This is a genomic window from Pseudomonas sp. LBUM1674 (assembly GCF_059695635.1).
In genome coordinates this window covers 1644470-1661159 of sequence record NZ_CP166779.1, presented here as the reverse complement: position 1 = coordinate 1661159, position 16690 = coordinate 1644470, and the positions used below count along the sequence as shown (strand labels likewise).

General features: G+C 61.5%; 17 protein-coding genes. 16 read left to right on the top strand and 1 reads right to left on the bottom strand.

Annotation, left to right across the window (positions count from 1 at the left end):
• The first annotated feature begins 59 nt into the window (after window positions 1-59).
• Window positions 60-989, top strand: coding sequence for a LysR family transcriptional regulator (locus tag ACA067_RS07720; protein WP_497461253.1), 930 nt, complete (start codon window positions 60-62; stop codon window positions 987-989).
• 168 nt (window positions 990-1157) lie between these two features.
• Here the strand turns inward: ACA067_RS07720 and ACA067_RS07715 are convergent, their stop codons facing one another.
• Window positions 1158-1835, bottom strand: coding sequence for an alpha/beta family hydrolase (locus ACA067_RS07715; protein ID WP_497461252.1), 678 nt, complete (start codon window positions 1833-1835; stop codon window positions 1158-1160).
• 95 nt (window positions 1836-1930) lie between these two features.
• On the opposite strand from ACA067_RS07715, the gene ccoN (ACA067_RS07710) reads away from it, so the two are divergent.
• The 15 genes from ccoN (ACA067_RS07710) (at window position 1931) to hemN (ending at window position 16648) form a co-directional block, all read left to right on the top strand.
• The gene (gene ccoN, locus ACA067_RS07710) at window positions 1931-3355 is read left to right on the top strand and encodes a cytochrome-c oxidase, cbb3-type subunit I (protein WP_497461251.1); all 1425 of its coding nucleotides are present in this window, start codon (window positions 1931-1933) and stop codon (window positions 3353-3355) included.
• Between the two features lie 10 nt (window positions 3356-3365).
• Window positions 3366-3974 carry a cytochrome-c oxidase, cbb3-type subunit II gene (gene ccoO / locus ACA067_RS07705; protein WP_150655306.1) on the top strand — a complete coding sequence of 203 codons (609 nt, stop codon included), beginning with the start codon at window positions 3366-3368 and terminating at the stop codon, window positions 3972-3974.
• A 21-nt stretch (window positions 3975-3995) separates the two neighbouring features.
• Entirely contained in the window at window positions 3996-4196 is a 201-nt protein-coding gene (locus ACA067_RS07700; protein ID WP_311132817.1) for a cbb3-type cytochrome oxidase subunit 3, read from the top strand.
• A complete protein-coding gene (gene ccoP, locus ACA067_RS07695; protein ID WP_497461250.1) occupies window positions 4193-5146 on the top strand; it encodes a cytochrome-c oxidase, cbb3-type subunit III in 954 nt (317 codons plus the stop codon). The genes ACA067_RS07700 and ccoP (ACA067_RS07695) overlap by 4 nt, the downstream gene beginning before the upstream one ends.
• Before the next feature lie 482 nt (window positions 5147-5628).
• Entirely contained in the window at window positions 5629-7071 is a 1443-nt protein-coding gene (gene ccoN, locus ACA067_RS07690; RefSeq protein ID WP_150800227.1) for a cytochrome-c oxidase, cbb3-type subunit I, read from the top strand.
• Complete coding sequence (ccoO, locus tag ACA067_RS07685; protein WP_131059970.1) at window positions 7071-7679, top strand: cytochrome-c oxidase, cbb3-type subunit II; 609 nt, start codon at window positions 7071-7073, stop codon at window positions 7677-7679. The genes ccoN (ACA067_RS07690) and ccoO (ACA067_RS07685) overlap by 1 nt, the downstream gene beginning before the upstream one ends.
• A 5-nt stretch (window positions 7680-7684) precedes the next feature.
• Window positions 7685-7870: a CcoQ/FixQ family Cbb3-type cytochrome c oxidase assembly chaperone gene (locus ACA067_RS07680; RefSeq protein ID WP_003175465.1), complete on the top strand. Its 186-nt coding sequence runs from the start codon at window positions 7685-7687 to the stop codon at window positions 7868-7870.
• Complete coding sequence (gene ccoP, locus ACA067_RS07675; protein ID WP_497461249.1) at window positions 7867-8850, top strand: cytochrome-c oxidase, cbb3-type subunit III; 984 nt, start codon at window positions 7867-7869, stop codon at window positions 8848-8850. The genes ACA067_RS07680 and ccoP (ACA067_RS07675) overlap by 4 nt, the downstream gene beginning before the upstream one ends.
• 225 nt (window positions 8851-9075) lie before the next feature.
• Window positions 9076-9318, top strand: coding sequence for a hypothetical protein (locus tag ACA067_RS07670; protein WP_497461248.1), 243 nt, complete (start codon window positions 9076-9078; stop codon window positions 9316-9318).
• A gap of 274 nt (window positions 9319-9592) precedes the next feature.
• Complete coding sequence (gene ccoG, locus ACA067_RS07665; RefSeq protein WP_497461247.1) at window positions 9593-11008, top strand: cytochrome c oxidase accessory protein CcoG; 1416 nt, start codon at window positions 9593-9595, stop codon at window positions 11006-11008.
• 11 nt (window positions 11009-11019) lie between these two features.
• Entirely contained in the window at window positions 11020-11559 is a 540-nt protein-coding gene (locus tag ACA067_RS07660) for a FixH family protein (RefSeq protein ID WP_497461246.1), read from the top strand.
• Between the two features lie 134 nt (window positions 11560-11693).
• Window positions 11694-14144, top strand: a complete 2451-nt coding sequence (locus ACA067_RS07655; protein ID WP_497461245.1) for a heavy metal translocating P-type ATPase — start codon at window positions 11694-11696, stop codon at window positions 14142-14144.
• A gap of 23 nt (window positions 14145-14167) precedes the next feature.
• Entirely contained in the window at window positions 14168-14386 is a 219-nt protein-coding gene (ccoS, locus tag ACA067_RS07650) for a cbb3-type cytochrome oxidase assembly protein CcoS (RefSeq protein WP_042932684.1), read from the top strand.
• Window positions 14379-15062 (top strand): sulfite exporter TauE/SafE family protein, encoded by a 684-nt coding sequence (locus tag ACA067_RS07645; RefSeq protein WP_497461244.1) that lies wholly within the window; start codon window positions 14379-14381, stop codon window positions 15060-15062. Before ccoS ends, ACA067_RS07645 begins: the two co-directional genes overlap by 8 nt.
• Before the next feature lie 203 nt (window positions 15063-15265).
• Window positions 15266-16648 carry an oxygen-independent coproporphyrinogen III oxidase gene (hemN, locus tag ACA067_RS07640; protein ID WP_497462744.1) on the top strand — a complete coding sequence of 461 codons (1383 nt, stop codon included), beginning with the start codon at window positions 15266-15268 and terminating at the stop codon, window positions 16646-16648.
• The last annotated feature ends 42 nt before the right edge of the window (window positions 16649-16690 follow it).

Below are 16690 nucleotides of genomic sequence, written 5' to 3'. Positions count from 1 at the left end.
AACACCGCCCGTATAACACCGCTCCTATAACACCGCCCCTATAACAAGAGTGCAGCGCAATGAATCTGAGCAAGGTCGACCTCAATCTTTTCATCGTCTTCGATGCGATCTACACCGAAGCCAACCTGACCCGGGCCGGGCAGATAGTCGGGATCACCCAGCCGGCGGTGTCCAACGCCCTGGCTCGCCTGCGTGAGACCTTCAACGATCCGTTGTTCGTGCGCACCGCCCAAGGCATGGTCCCGACACCGATGGCCCAGAACATCATCGGCCCGGTGCGCAACGCCCTTTCCCTGCTGCGGGTCTCGGTGCAGGAAAGTCGCATCTTCAATCCGTTGCAGGCGGTCAAGACCTACCGCATCAGCATGACCGACCTCACCGAAGCGGTGATTTTGCCGCCCCTGTTCCAGCGCCTGCGTCGACTGGCCCCCACGGTGATCATCGAGAGCTTCCTGTCCAAGCGCCGCGAAACCACCAAGGATCTGGCGGCCGGCCGCCTCGACTTCGCCGTCGATGCGCCGCTCAACACCGACCCACAGGTGCGCCACGTCAAGCTGATGGAAGACCGCTACGTGTGTGCCATGCGCAAGGGGCATCCGCTGGCCGCCAAGGAAAAATTCAGCCTCGATGACTACCTCTCCCTGACCCACATCCATATATCCAGCCGTCGCAGCGGCCTGGGCCATGTCGATCTGGCACTGGGCAAGATGGGCATCCAGCGCAAGATCGCCCTGCGCTCCCAGCATTACCTGATGGCCTCGCAAGTGTTGCAGCAGACTGACATGGTCATGACCGTGCCGGAGCGCTTCGCCCGCCGCCATGACTTGTACTCGGTGAACTTGCCGGTCAACGACGTGCCGCCGGTGGAAACCCACCTGTACTGGCATGAAAGCACCGACCAGGATCCGGCCAACCGCTGGATGCGCGAGCAGATGATCGAGTTGTGCCAGCAGGTGACGGCCCATGAAAAGAAGCTGGATAAGGTCTAGCGAGAGGCTTGCCCCCTGTTTCCTGTTTCCTGTTTCCTGTTTCCTGTTTCCTGTTTCCTGTTTCCTGTTTCCTGTTTCCTGTGGGAGCGAGCTTGCTCGCTCCCACAGGGGACAGGTACAGGGGGCACGGCGAGGGCGGCGTTCCGGCGATGGGGCGACAGCGAACGCTCACAGAAGAAACATGGCAACCTGGCTCGCCGCTGCCGCCAAATGCTGTTCATGAGTAAACCCTGAAGCCTTCAGCGGCTTCAAATCATGATCCCCCGCCGGCATCCAGAACACTTCGATGCTCGGCGCCAGGCTATAGTCCTCGACGGCCTCGCGACTGCCCAGCGCATCCCGCTCCCCCTGAACGATCAACGTGCGCGTCTTCAATCCGGCCAAATGCTCGACCCGCGGCTTCTCCGGTTTGCCGACCGCATAAAACGGATACCCCAGGCACACCAGCGCATCCACCCCCAGTTCATCCGCCAATAGACTGGCCATACGCCCGCCCATGGACTTGCCGCCAATGGCCAGGCGCCCAGCGACATGGCGTCGCACCTCGGCATAGACCTCACGCCAGGATTCCAGCAGTTTGGGTGCCGGGTTCGGTGGACGTTTGCCCCCTTCCAGCCGCCGCTGCGCCATGTATGGAAACTCGAAGCGCAACACGTTGACGCCTTGAGCCGCAAGGCGTGCAGCCATGTCGTTCATCCAGCCACTGTCCATCGGTGCACCGGCGCCGTGGGCGAGAATCAACGTCGCAGATGCCGGCGCTGAAGCGGCATTCCACAACCATCCATGATCCTGCACACACTGCGCCCATTGATCCCCGTCAATACTGGCCTTGTGCTCTTTGCCCATGCTTGCCTCGCTTTTAGTCTGCCTATAACTCCAGGCGAAGTGAGCGTTGCCTTGCGCATCCGCCTTCACTTCGGCTGAACCGTGGATGGGGAACCATGAACACTTCTATCAGTACCGCCTACAACTACAAGGTGGTCCGCCAATTCGCCATTATGACGGTGGTGTGGGGCATCGTCGGCATGGGGCTCGGGGTTTTTCTCGCTGCCCAGTTGGTATGGCCCGAACTCAACTTCGACTTGCCGTGGACCAGTTTCGGCCGCCTTCGCCCGTTGCACACCAACGCGGTGATCTTCGCCTTTGGCGGTTGCGCCCTGTTCGCCAGTTCGTTCTATTCGGTGCAGCGCACCTGCCAGACGCGATTGTTCGCGCCGAAAATCGCCGCGTTCTGCTTCTGGGGCTGGCAGCTGGTGATTCTCCTGGCAGCGATCAGCCTGCCGCTGGGTTACACCAGTTCCAAGGAATATGCCGAACTCGAATGGCCGATCGACATCCTGATCACCATCGTCTGGGTCGCCTACGCCGTGGTGTTCTTCGGCACGATCATGCAGCGCAAGACCCGGCATATTTACGTCGGCAACTGGTTCTTCGGCGCGTTCATCATCACCGTGGCGATTCTGCACATCGTCAACAACCTTGAACTGCCGGTGAGTTTCACCAAGTCCTACTCGGTATACGCCGGTGCCACCGATGCCATGGTGCAGTGGTGGTACGGGCACAACGCCGTAGGCTTTTTCCTCACCGCCGGCTTCCTCGGAATGATGTATTACTTCGTGCCGAAACAGGCCGAACGCCCGGTGTATTCCTATCGCCTGTCGATCGTGCACTTCTGGGCGCTGATCACCCTGTACATCTGGGCCGGCCCGCACCACTTGCACTACACCGCGCTGCCGGACTGGGCCCAGTCGCTGGGCATGGTGATGTCGCTGATCCTGCTGGCACCGAGCTGGGGCGGGATGATCAACGGCATGATGACGCTCTCCGGCGCCTGGCATAAGTTGCGTAGCGACCCGATCCTGCGCTTCCTCGTCGTGTCGCTGGCGTTCTACGGCATGTCGACCTTCGAAGGGCCGATGATGGCGATCAAGACGGTGAACGCCCTCTCCCACTACACCGACTGGACCATCGGCCACGTTCACGCCGGCGCGCTCGGCTGGGTGGCGATGATTTCCATCGGTGCGCTGTACCACATGATCCCGAAAATCTTTGGCCGCACGCAGATGCACAGCATCGGCCTGATCAACGCGCACTTCTGGCTCGCCACCATCGGCACCGTGCTCTACATCGCGTCGATGTGGGTCAACGGCATCGCCCAGGGCCTGATGTGGCGCGCGGTCAATGCAGACGGAACGCTGACCTATTCCTTCGTCGAAACCCTGGTGGCCAGCCACCCAGGCTTCGTCGTGCGCCTGGTAGGCGGTGCGATCTTCTTCAGCGGCATGTTGCTGATGGCCTACAACACCTGGCGCACCGTTCGGGCCTCGCAGCCTGCCGAAGTCGCCGCTGCCGCGCAGATCGCCTGAGGAGGCCGCCATGAAACACGAAACAATCGAGAAAAACGTCGGCCTGCTGATGCTGCTGATGGTGCTGGCCGTAAGCATCGGCGGCCTGACCCAGATCGTCCCGCTGTTCTTCCAGGACGTGACCAACAAACCGGTGGAAGGCATGAAGCCCTATACCGCGTTGCAACTGGAAGGTCGCGACATTTACATCCGCGAAGGCTGCGTCGGTTGCCACTCGCAGATGATCCGGCCGTTCCGCGCCGAGACCGAACGCTACGGTCACTACTCGGTGGCCGGTGAAAGCGTCTGGGATCACCCGTTCCTCTGGGGCTCCAAGCGCACCGGTCCGGACCTGGCCCGGGTCGGCGGTCGCTACTCCGAAGACTGGCACCGCGCGCACTTGTACAACCCGCGCAACGTCGTACCGGAATCGAAGATGCCCGGCTATCCGTGGCTGGTGGCCAATCAGCTCGACAGCAGCCACACCGAAACCAAGATCCGCGCCATGCGCACGTTGGGCGTGCCGTACACCGACGACGACATCGCCGGCTCAGTCGCTTCGCTCAAGGGCAAGACCGAAATGGACGCCCTGGTCGCTTACCTGCAAGTGCTCGGCACATCCATCAAGAGCAAGAGGTGAGCCATGGCCATGCCCTTTGAAATCATAAGCGAAATGAGCAGTGGAATGATCCGCGGCCTGGGCACGGTCGTGGTGTTCGTGGCCTTCGTCGGCTTGACGCTGTGGGTGTTCAACGGCAAGCGCAACCCGGAATTCGCCGAAGCGCGTTTGCTGCCGTTCGCCGATGAACCGCTACCCGATGACGCCACCCAAGAACCTGAAACAAGGAGTACCCGGCCATGACCACCTTCTGGAGTACGTGGATCTGCGTACTGACCATCGGCAGCCTGATCGGCCTGACCTGGCTGTTGATCGGCACCCGCAAGGGCGAAACCAAGGGCAGCGTGGACCAGACCATGGGCCACAGCTTCGACGGCATCGAGGAGTATGACAACCCGCTGCCGCAGTGGTGGTTCATGCTGTTCGCCGGCACCCTGGTGTTCGCCGTGGGTTATCTGGTGCTGTACCCGGGCCTGGGCAACTGGAAAGGCATCCTGCCCGGTTACGAGGACGGCTGGACCGGCGTCCACGAGTGGGAAAAGGAGATGAACAAGGCCGATGCGAAGTTCGGTCCGATCTTCGCCAAATTCGCGGCGATGCCCGTGGAAGAAGTGGCGGCGGACCCGTTAGCGTTGAAAATGGGCGGTCGCCTGTTTGCCTCCAATTGCGCGGTCTGCCACGGCTCGGATGCCAAGGGTGCCTTTGGCTTTCCGAACCTGGGGGACACCAGCTGGCGCTGGGGCGGCAACGCCGACACCATCAAAACCACGATCATGGGTGGCCGCATGGCCGCAATGCCGGCCTGGGGTGAAATCCTTGGTGATGCCGGCGTGAAAAACGTCGCGGCTTATGTGCGCCATGACCTGGCCGGCCTGCCGTTGCCTGCCGAAAGCGGTGCTGACCTGCACGCCGGACAGCAAGCGTTCAGCACCATGTGCGTAGCCTGTCATGGGGCAAACGGCCAAGGCACTGAAGCCATGGGCGCGCCGAATCTGACGCAACCGGCCGGGTTCATCTACGGAACCAGCCTGGCGCAGCTTGGACAAACGATTCGTCATGGCCGTCAAGGCCATATGCCAGCCCAGATCGAACTGCTTGGCAACGACAAAGTGCAATTGCTGGCAGCTTATGTGTACAGCCTGTCGAATGGACTGAATACAGAGCGTTTGCAGGCTGAAGGCAACAGCGAATAATTCTTGACCGCTACTCTGTCGCATTCCCCCGGATGCGGCAGTTCCCTGCCCCTTTGCGACCCATTGTCGCACCCTCCCTTAGTCCTCCTTTCGGTTCCCCGGATTCGGGTCTAAGCTTGCTCCGATGCGGACTGGCATGAGCCGGCTCCAGGTCGATCTTACCCGATGTGTTCGACGAATTTGCTCGATGACAGGCCGCAAAGGCTGGTAGACACCGGCTGTCGTGCCAATTGCCATCAGCCGCCCGATCGTCATGTTTGAACACACCCCGTTACAACTGACCTGACCCCCTCACCTCCTACGTCCGCTGCGGCATTTTGGCCGGGGGCAATTTTGTCCTTACGCGGCGCATGGAAAGGCCGCAGAATCAGCTTTTGAAAGCATTGACCCAGGTCATGGCGCGTTGCAATGACCCCCCGCTTTCTCCATACTTGCGGCCGATTTTTACTCCTAATAAAACACCCAAACCGTGGAACCTTAGAATGAGCACAGCAATCAGTCCGACTGCTTATAACTATAAGGTAGTCCGCCAGTTCGCCATCATGACGGTGGTCTGGGGGATCCTTGGCATGGGGCTCGGTGTCTTCATCGCCTCGCAACTGGTCTGGCCGGAGTTGAACTTCGGTCTGGCATGGACGAGCTTTGGACGCCTGCGCCCGTTGCACACCAACCTGGTGATTTTCGCCTTCGGTGGTTGTGCACTGTTTGCCACTTCTTATTACGTCGTGCAGCGAACCTGCCAAACGCGACTGATTTCCGACAGCCTCGCCGCCTTCACCTTCTGGGGTTGGCAAGCGGTGATCGTCGGCGCGATCATTACCTTGCCGATGGGTCTGACCACCACCAAGGAATACGCGGAACTGGAATGGCCCCTGGCTATTCTGCTGGCCATCGTCTGGGTCACCTACGGTCTGGTGTTCTTCGGCACCATCGTCAAGCGCAAGACCAAGCACATCTATGTCGGTAACTGGTTCTACGGTGCCTTCATCGTTGTGACGGCGATGCTGCACATCGTCAACCATGCGTCCCTGCCGGTCAGCTTCTTCAAGTCCTACTCGGCTTACGCCGGTGCGACTGACGCGATGATCCAGTGGTGGTACGGCCACAACGCGGTCGGTTTCTTCCTGACCACCGGCTTCCTGGGGATGATGTACTACTTCGTGCCGAAGCAGGCCGAGCGTCCGATCTACTCCTATCGTCTGTCGATCGTGCACTTCTGGGCGCTGATCACCCTGTACATCTGGGCCGGTCCGCACCACCTGCACTACACCGCTCTGCCGGACTGGGCTCAGTCCCTGGGCATGGCGATGTCGATCATCCTGCTGGCGCCAAGCTGGGGCGGCATGATCAACGGCATGATGACCCTGTCGGGCGCCTGGCATAAGCTGCGCACCGACCCGATCCTGCGCTTCCTGGTCGTGTCCCTGGCCTTCTACGGCATGTCGACCTTCGAAGGCCCGATGATGGCCATCAAGACCGTGAACTCGCTGTCGCACTACACCGACTGGACCATCGGCCACGTTCACGCCGGTGCCTTGGGCTGGGTGGCGATGATCTCGATCGGCGCCATCTACCACATGATCCCGAAACTGTTCGGTCGTGCGCAGATGCACAGCATCGGCCTGATCAACACGCACTTCTGGCTCGCGACCATCGGTACCGTTCTGTACATCGCTTCGATGTGGGTCAACGGCATCACCCAGGGTCTGATGTGGCGTGCAATCAACGATGACGGCACCCTCACCTACTCGTTCGTCGAAGCGCTGCAAGCCAGCCACCCCGGTTTCATCGTTCGCGCCCTGGGCGGTGCGTTCTTTGCCAGCGGCATGCTGTTCATGGCCTACAACGTATGGCGTACCGTACGTGCCTCGAACCCGGCTGAAGCCAAAGCTGCTGAACAGATTGCTGTAGTTGGAGCTCACTGATGAAGCATGAAGCAGTCGAGAAGAACATTGGCCTCCTGGCCTTCTTCATGGTCATCGCCGTCAGCATCGGCGGCCTGACCCAGATCGTTCCGCTGTTTTTCCAGGACGTCACCAACAAGCCGGTCGAAGGCATGAAGCCTCGCACCGCCCTTGAAGTTGAAGGACGCGACGTCTACATCGCCAACGGTTGTGTCGGCTGCCACTCGCAGATGATCCGCCCGTTCCGTGCTGAAACCGAACGTTACGGCCACTACTCGGTCGCCGGTGAAAGCGTCTGGGACCACCCGTTCCTGTGGGGTTCCAAGCGTACCGGTCCGGACCTGGCCCGCGTCGGCGGTCGTTACTCCGATGACTGGCAGCGTGCGCATTTGTACAACCCGCGCAACGTGGTGCCTGAGTCGAAAATGCCGGCCTACCCGTTCCTCGTGGAAAACAAGCTCGACGGCAAAGACACCGCCAAGAAACTGGAAGTCTTGCGTACGCTCGGCGTCCCTTACACCGACGAAGACATCGCCGGCGCCAAGGATGCTGTGAAGGGCAAAACCGAAATGGACGCGCTGGTGGCCTATCTGCAAGGCCTGGGCACCATCATCAAAAGCAAACGGTGATCTGGATGGATATCGGGATGATTCGTGGCCTGGGCACCGTTGTCGTGATGGTGGCCTTCATCGGTCTGGCGTTGTGGGTGTTCAGCCCCAAGCGCAAGTCGGAGTTTGAAGACGCGACCTTGCTGCCTTTCGCGGATGATCCCGAAGCCATCAAGCACGTCGAGCAAGCTTCTAGGAGTAACAAAGAATGACTACGTTCTGGAGTCTGTACGTCACAGTCCTCAGTCTCGGCACTATCTTCGCCCTGACCTGGCTGCTGCTGGCCACCCGCAAGGGCCAGCGCAGCGAATCCACCGAGGAAACGGTTGGCCACGCCTACGACGGGATCGAGGAGTACGACAACCCACTGCCAAAATGGTGGTTCATGCTGTTCGTGGGCACCATCATCTTCGCCCTGGGCTACCTGGTGCTGTACCCGGGCCTGGGCAACTGGAAAGGCCTGCTGCCGGGTTACAACTACCTCGATAACGACAAGCAGACCGCGTTCGCCAACGGCCAGACCGGCTGGACCGGCGTTCACGAGTGGGAAAAGGAAATGGCCAGGTCGGACGCCAGGTTCGGCCCGATCTTCGCCAAGTTCTCGTCCATGCCCATCGAAGAAGTGGCCAAGGATCCGCAAGCCCTGAAGATGGGTGGCCGCCTGTTCGCCTCCAACTGCTCGGTCTGCCACGGTTCCGACGCCAAAGGCGCCTATGGTTTCCCTAACCTGACCGACGCCGACTGGCGCTGGGGCGGCGAAGCGGAAACCATCAAGACCACCATCATGGGCGGTCGTCACGCGGTGATGCCGGCCTGGGCCGAAGTGATCGGCGAGCAAGGCGTGGCTGACGTTGCCGCGTTCGTGCTGACCAACCTCGATGGCCGCAAGCTGCCGGAAGGCACCAAGGCCGACCCGGTTGCCGGGCAGAAACTGTTTGCTGCCAACTGCGTGGCATGCCACGGTCCGGCAGGTAAAGGGACGCCAGCCATGGGGGCACCTGACCTGACCCACCCGGGTGCGTTCATCTACGGCTCGAGCTTCGCTCAGCTGCAGCAGACCATCCGATACGGCCGTCAGGGCCAGATGCCTGCGCAGGAACAGCTGCAAGGCAACGACAAGGTCCACCTGCTGGCCGCTTACGTCTACAGCCTGTCTCACGGTGAGAAGGCTCCGGTGGCGGATGCCCAGTAACGCTTGATGTAATAAAAAACGGCCCCGCCAGTGAGAATTGGCGGGGCCGTTTTGTTTGGGGTCTGGATCAACCCACCTTTCACACATTGAAACCTATATTCAGTAGGCCCGCGTGGCGGCCAGGGGTAACGTCCATCCACCTGGTGGCCGCAAGCGGGCAATCTGTGTGCGACTCAGGTCACTCAGGGACAAGGGAATACCCATCGAAAACAAGGAGATCATCAAATGTCCAAAAAGACCAAAAACCAACCCACAACCTGTTATTTCCCGGACTCCGAAACCACCCTGGAGACCACTCCAGACACGACTGTTTCGCCGCAGATCGACGAGGATGCTCCAGCACAGGCCTCTGCAGCCGCAGGGATTTCGAGTCGCCGCGCCAATTTTGCCGCTCCCGAGGACGGAGACGGCAAAAAGTCCACTACCGGTAGCGGGCTGGACAGCCTGGGAGGTGGTCGCCTGCCTTGATCAGTACTCATCCACGGGCGCAGCGGCGCTCCGCTGCGTCCTGAAGCTTGAAGGCATCGTTCATCGGCGAGCAGTCGTGTTCGGCTATAGTCAATTGACCTGCATCATGTTTTGTTACATCTGCTACACCATTCAAGATTTTTCCCCAACGCGACTAAAGGTCGCACCCTCGGGCCAGAGCGACAGGCGTATCATTGCGCCACTGCTACACCTTTTTTGACCGCGGTCGGCATGTACTGACCGGGGCATTTTTCCACTGCCGTGGGATGCAATGATGAGTAACCAGATTCCGGTACACGACGTTACCCCCCCTGCCAAAAACACCAACAACACCGTCGACCTCTACGCCTCTCGGGAAAAGATCTACACCCGCGCCTTCACCGGCTTGTTCCGTAACCTGCGGATGATGGGCGGTGCCGGGCTGTTCCTGCTGTATTTCGGTACGGTCTGGCTGAACTGGGGTGGCCATCAGGCCGTCTGGTGGAACCTGCCGGAGCGCAAGTTCTTCATTTTTGGCGCGACCTTCTGGCCCCAGGACTTCATCCTCCTCTCGGGGATTCTGATCGTCAGCGCCTTCGGCCTGTTCTTCATCACCGTGTATGCCGGGCGGGTCTGGTGTGGCTATACCTGCCCGCAGAGTGTCTGGACCTGGATTTTCATGTGGTGCGAAAAGGTCACCGAAGGCGACCGCAACCAGCGCATCAAGCTGGACAAGGCGCCGATAAGCGCCAACAAGTTCCTGCGCAAATTCAGCAAGCACGCGATGTGGCTGATGATCGGCTTCGTGACCGGCATGACCTTCGTTGGCTACTTCTCGCCGATCCGCGAACTGACCATCGACTTCTTCACCGGCGCAGCCGATGGCTGGTCCTACTTCTGGGTCGGCTTCTTCACCCTCGCCACCTATGGCAACGCCGGCTGGCTGCGTGAGCAGGTGTGCATCTACATGTGTCCGTACGCACGCTTCCAGAGCGTGATGTTCGACAAGGACACCCTGATCGTTTCCTACGACCCGCGCCGTGGTGAATCCCGCGGCCCGCGCAAGAAAGGCGTCGACTACAAGGCCATGGGCCTGGGTGATTGCATCGACTGCACTATGTGCGTCCAGGTCTGCCCGACGGGTATCGACATCCGCGACGGCCTGCAGGTCGAATGCATCGGCTGTGCCGCCTGCATCGATGCCTGCGACAGCATCATGGACAAGATGGACTATCCGCGCGGCCTGATCAGCTACACCACCGAGCACAACCTGTCCGGGCAAAAAACCAATAAACTGCGGCCCCGCCTGCTCGGCTATGCCACGGTGCTGCTGGCGATGATCGCCTTGCTGGTGACCGCATTCTTCATGCGTTCGCTGGTCGGCTTCGACGTCAGCAAGGACCGCGTGCTGTACCGCGAGAACGCCGAAGGCCGGATCGAGAACGTCTACAGCCTGAAGATCATGAACAAGGACCAGCGCGACCACACCTACCTGCTGGAAGCCACTGGCCTGCCGGACCTCAAGCTGCAAGGCAAGCGTGAGATCAAGGTCGCCGCCGGGGAGATTTTCAGCCAGCCGGTCGAATTGTCCAGCGCACCGGAACAACTGCCGTCGAGTACCAACGAGGTGAAGTTCATCCTCAAGGACGCCGATGACGCCAGCATCCACGTTGAAGCCAAGAGCCGATTCATCGGCCCACAAATTCGTTGAGAGAAGTGACCATGCCCGCAGCAAATGCCACAAGTCCCTGGTACAAGCACCTTTGGCCGTGGATCATCATCGCCATCCTGGCCTGCTCGGTGACCCTGACCCTGTCCATGGTGACCATCGCGGTGAACAACCCGGACAACCTGGTCAACGATAACTACTACGAGGCCGGCAAGGGCATCAACCGTTCGCTGGACCGTGAACTGCTGGCCCAGACCCTGCTGTTGCGCGCCAGCGTTCATCTGGATGGCGTGACCGGTGAAGTCGATGTACGCCTGAACGGCAACAGCGCACCGGCCACCCTGGAGCTGAACCTGATCTCGCCGACCCAGCCGGAGAAGGATCGCAAGATCACCCTCGCCCGCAGCGAAACCGAACAGGGGCGCTATATCGGCCAGGTGAGCGACAAGGTCGAAGGCCGTCGCTTCGTGGAGTTGCTGGGAGTGCAGGACGGGAAAACCTGGCGCATGTTCGAGGAAGAACAGGTCAGTCATGACAAGGATCTGTTGCTGGGTGATGAACCGCTGCAAGGCGCGGAAGACCTGAAAAAGTAAGCACCAACTGATCGTTCCCACGCTCTGCGTGGGCACGCAGCCAGGGACGCTCCGCGTCCCAGCCGAAGCGGACGCGGAGCGTCCGGGGAGGCATTCCCACGCAGAGCGTGGGAACGATCATCGGACAACGCCTCATGACCACGCCAACCCCCTGCTACCACTGCGCCCTGCCCGTCCCGGCCGGCAGCCGCTTCACCGCTGCCGTCCTCGGTGAAACCCGCGAGTTCTGCTGCCCGGGTTGCCAAGCTGTGGCCGAGGCGATTGTCGCCGGGGGCCTGGACAGCTATTACCAGCATCGCAGCGAAGCATCGGCCAACCCCGAAGCCTTGCCCGTACAGCTGGTGGACGAGCTGGCGTTGTACGACCGCGCCGACGTGCAAAAACCCTTTGTTCGTCACGAAGGCGACCTCGCCGAAACTACTTTGCTCATGGAAGGCATCAGTTGCGCCGCCTGCGGCTGGCTGATCGAGAAGCACCTGCGCAGCTTGCCAGCGGTTGCCGAAGCACGCCTCAACCTCTCCAACCATCGCCTGCACGTACGCTGGGCCGACGCGCAATTGCCGCTGAGCCAGGTCCTGAGCGAATTGCGCCACATCGGTTACGCCGCCCACCCCTACCAGGCCGACCGCGCCAGCGAACAACTGGCCAGTGAAAACCGCCTGGCCCTGCGCCAGCTCGGGGTCGCCGGCCTGCTGTGGTTCCAGGCGATGATGGCGACCATGGCCACCTGGCCGGAATTCAATATCGACCTCAGCCCCGAGCTGCACACCATCCTGCGCTGGGTCGCGCTGTTCCTCACGACGCCGATCGTGTTCTACAGCTGTGCGCCCTTCTTCAAGGGTGCCATGCGCGACCTGCGTACCCGGCACCTGACCATGGACGTTTCGGTATCGCTGGCGATCGGCAGCGCCTACTTCGCCGGGATCTGGACCTCGATCACCGGTGTCGGCGAACTGTACTTCGATGCTGTCGGCATGTTTGCGCTGTTCCTGCTGGCCGGGCGCTACCTGGAACGTCGCGCCCGGGAGCGTACCGCCGCCGCCACCGCGCAGCTGGTCAATCTATTGCCCGCCTCTTGCTTGCGACTGAGTGCTGACGGCCAGAGCGAGCGGATCCTGCTCAGCGAACTGCGGGTGGGCGATCATGTACTGGTGCATCCCGGCGCGATCCTCCCGGCCGACGGCAAGATCCTCGACGGCCAGTCAAGCATCGATGAATCCCTGCTCACCGGCGAATACCTGCCGCAATCACGGATGCCGGGCGATGCGGTCACCGCTGGCACCCTGAACGTCGAGGGCGCGTTGACTGTGCAAGTCCAGGCCCTCGGTCAGGACACCCGATTGTCCGCCATCGTCCGCCTGCTGGACCGTGCCCAGGCCGAAAAGCCGCGACTGGCACAAATCGCCGACCGCGCCGCGCAGTGGTTCCTGCTGCTGTCGCTGATTGCCGCCGCCGTAATCGGCCTGGTCTGGTGGGAGCTGGATTCGTCACGGGCCTTCTGGATCGTGCTGGCGATGCTGGTTGCGACGTGCCCGTGCGCCTTGTCCCTGGCCACGCCGACCGCCCTCACCGCCGCCACCGGCACCCTGCACAAACTGGGGTTGTTGTTGACTCGCGGTCATGTGCTGGAGGGCCTGAACCAGATCGACACGGTGATTTTCGACAAGACCGGCACCCTCACCGAAGGCCGCCTGGCGCTGCGTTCGATCCGCCCGCTCGGCGCGCTAGACAGTGATCAATGCCTGAGTCTCGCCGCAGCCCTGGAAAACCGCTCCGAACACCCGATCGCCCGGGCATTTGGTCGGGCGCCGCTGGCCGCTGAAGAAGTCCACAGCACGCCCGGCCTGGGCCTCGAAGGATTGGTCGGCGAGCAACGCCTGCGCATCGGTCAACCCGGTTTTGTCTGCGAACTCAGTGGCGCTGCCGTGCCCGTCATGCCGGATGAAGCCGGTCAATGGTTGCTGCTCGGCGACAACCGGGGGCCGCTGGCATGGTTCGTCCTCGATGACCGTCTGCGCAGCGACGCTCCCGCCCTGCTCGCCGCGTGCAAGGCCCGCGGCTGGCGCACGTTGCTGCTGTCCGGCGACAGCTCGCCGATGGTGGCCAGCGTCGCGGCTGAACTGGGCATCGACGAAGCCCGTGGCGGCTTGCGTCCGGTCGATAAATTGCAGGTCTTGCAACAACTGCACAAGGAAGGTCGCAGGGTGTTGATGCTCGGTGACGGGGTCAACGACGTGCCGGTGCTGGCCGCCGCCGACATCAGCGTGGCGATGGGTTCGGCGACGGATCTGGCCAAGACCAGTGCTGATGCGGTGTTGCTGTCCAACCGGCTCGACGCATTGGTGCAAGCCTTCAGCCTGGCCCGGCGCACCCGTCGGGTAATCATCGAGAACCTGCTGTGGGCGGGGCTGTACAATGGCCTCATGTTACCCTTCGCCGCCCTCGGCTGGATCACCCCGGTATGGGCCGCGGTGGGCATGTCCATCAGTTCGTTGACCGTGGTGCTGAACGCCCTGCGCCTGACTCACCTGCCGGGCGCGCCTGCCGCCGGCGCCACGCCACAAACCCGCCCGCTGCCGGCCTGAGCCGCGCGGGCATGGAGTGACCCATGCCAGCTCTCTACGTGATGATCCCGGCCGCGCTGCTGATTGTGGCCATTGCGATCTACATTTTCTTCTGGGCAGTCGACAGCGGTCAGTACGACGATCTGGACGGCCCGGCCCACAGCATCCTGTTCGACGATCAGGACCCGAATCACCAGGCGGCGGTCGACGAGGCCAGCGGCCATCCGGCCAAACCGGACGACAAGGCGCCTCCGCATGCTTGAATTGGCGCCGCTGTTGGTGTCTGCCGTCATTCTCGGCCTGCTCGGTGGCGGTCATTGCCTGGGGATGTGCGGCGGCTTGATGGGCGCGCTGACCCTGGCGATTCCCCGGGAGCAGCGCAGCCGACGCTTTCGGTTGCTGCTGGCCTATAACCTGGGACGAATTCTCAGCTATGCCGCTGCCGGCCTGCTGATCGGACTGGCCGGGTGGGCGGTGGCCAACAGCCCGGCAGCGATGTTCATGCGCGTCATCGCCGGATTGCTGCTGATCGCCATGGGCCTCTACCTCGCCGGTTGGTGGAGCGGCCTGACCCGCATCGAAAGCCTCGGTCGCGGCCTGTGGCGGCACATCCAGCCGGTTGCCACCAAGCTGCTGCCAGTGTCGAGCCTGCCGCGTGCGTTGCTGCTGGGTGCGCTCTGGGGCTGGCTGCCGTGCGGACTGGTCTACAGCACGCTGCTGTGGTCGGCGAGCCAGGGTAATGCGCTGGACAGTGCGTTGCTGATGCTCGCGTTCGGGCTGGGCACCTGGCCGGTATTGCTCGCCACGGGGCTGGCGGCCGAACGGGTGACGGCGTTGTTGCGCAAACGCAGCGTGCGCATGACGGGTGGCTTGCTGGTCATTTTGTTCGGTATCTGGACCATGCCTGGGCCGCATCAGCATTGGCTCATGGGGCATTAGATCGGCGGCGCGCCCATCGCGAGCAAGCTCGCTCCCACATTGGATTTGCGGTGTTCACCAATCCCCTGTGGGAGCGAGCTTGCTCGCGATGGGGTCCGCACTGACAACACAGATCCCTACCTTTGATGCAAATCAAGATGCCCCAACACCGCCGCCCCTAGACTCGCCGACACAGCCAGCCTATCCGGGGGAATGCCCGCATGATGCTCGACGCCATTCGTTGGGACACCGATCTGATCCGCCGTTACGACCTGGCGGGACCGCGCTACACCTCTTATCCGACCGCCATGCAGTTCGACGGGCATGTCGGCAGCTTCGACCTGTTCCATGCCTTGCGTGACAGCCGCAAGGCCCTGCGTCCGTTGTCGCTCTACGTGCATGTGCCCTTCTGCGCAAACATTTGCTACTACTGCGCCTGCAACAAGGTCATCACCAAGGACCGCGGGCGGGCCCTGCCTTACTTGCAGCGTCTGGAACAGGAAATCCAGCTGATCGCCTGCCACCTCGACCCGGCGCAGAAAGTCGAGCAATTGCATTTCGGCGGCGGCACGCCGACTTTTCTCAGTCATGACGAACTGCGCCAGTTGATGGCCCGCTTGCGCAAAAGCTTCAACTTGCTGGACGATGATTCCGGCGACTATGGCATCGAGATCGACCCTCGCGAAGCCGATTGGTCGACCATGGGCCTGCTCCGTGAACTGGGCTTCAACCGGGTCAGCATCGGCCTGCAGGACCTCGATCCGGCGGTGCAACGGGCGGTGAATCGCCTGCAAAGCCTGGAAGAAACCCGCGCGGTGATCGACGCCGCCCGCACCCTGCAATTTCACTCGATCAACATTGATCTGATCTACGGTTTGCCGAAACAGACGCCCGAGACCTTCGCGCGCACGGTCGACGAAGTCATCGCGCTGCAACCCGATCGACTATCGGTATTCAACTATGCGCACCTGCCGGAACGTTTCATGCCGCAGCGGCGCATCAACAGCGACGAATTGCCGACGCCGGCGCAGAAACTGGACATGCTCCAGCGCACCATCCAACAACTGACCGCCGCCGGTTACCGCTACATCGGCATGGATCACTTCGCGCTGCCCGACGATGAACTGGCAATTGCCCAGGAAGAATCGACCCTGCAACGCAACTTCCAGGGCTACACCACCCACGGTCACTGCGACCTGATCGGCCTGGGCGTTTCGGCCATCAGCCAGATCGGCGACCTGTACTGCCAGAACAGCAGCGACCTGACTCAGTATCAGAACGCGCTGGCCTCCTCGCAACCGGCCACCCATCGCGGTCTGCTGTGCAACACCGATGATCGGTTGCGTCGGGCAGTCATCCAACAATTGATCTGCCACTTCAATCTGGAATTCGCCCTGATCGAACACGCATTCAACATCGATTTCCGGGGTTATTTCGCCGAACTCTGGCCGCAATTGCAGCGCATGGCCGCAGACGGCCTGATCGAACTCGATAATGAAAAAATCAACGTGCTGCCCGCAGGACGGTTGCTGGTGCGCTCGGTGTGCATGGTGTTCGACGCCTACCTGGGCGAGCAGAATCGCCAGCGTTTTTCACGGGTGATCTAGGCCTACGGCAATTTCGCCAGGCGCTGGCCTGAATGTCCTCCC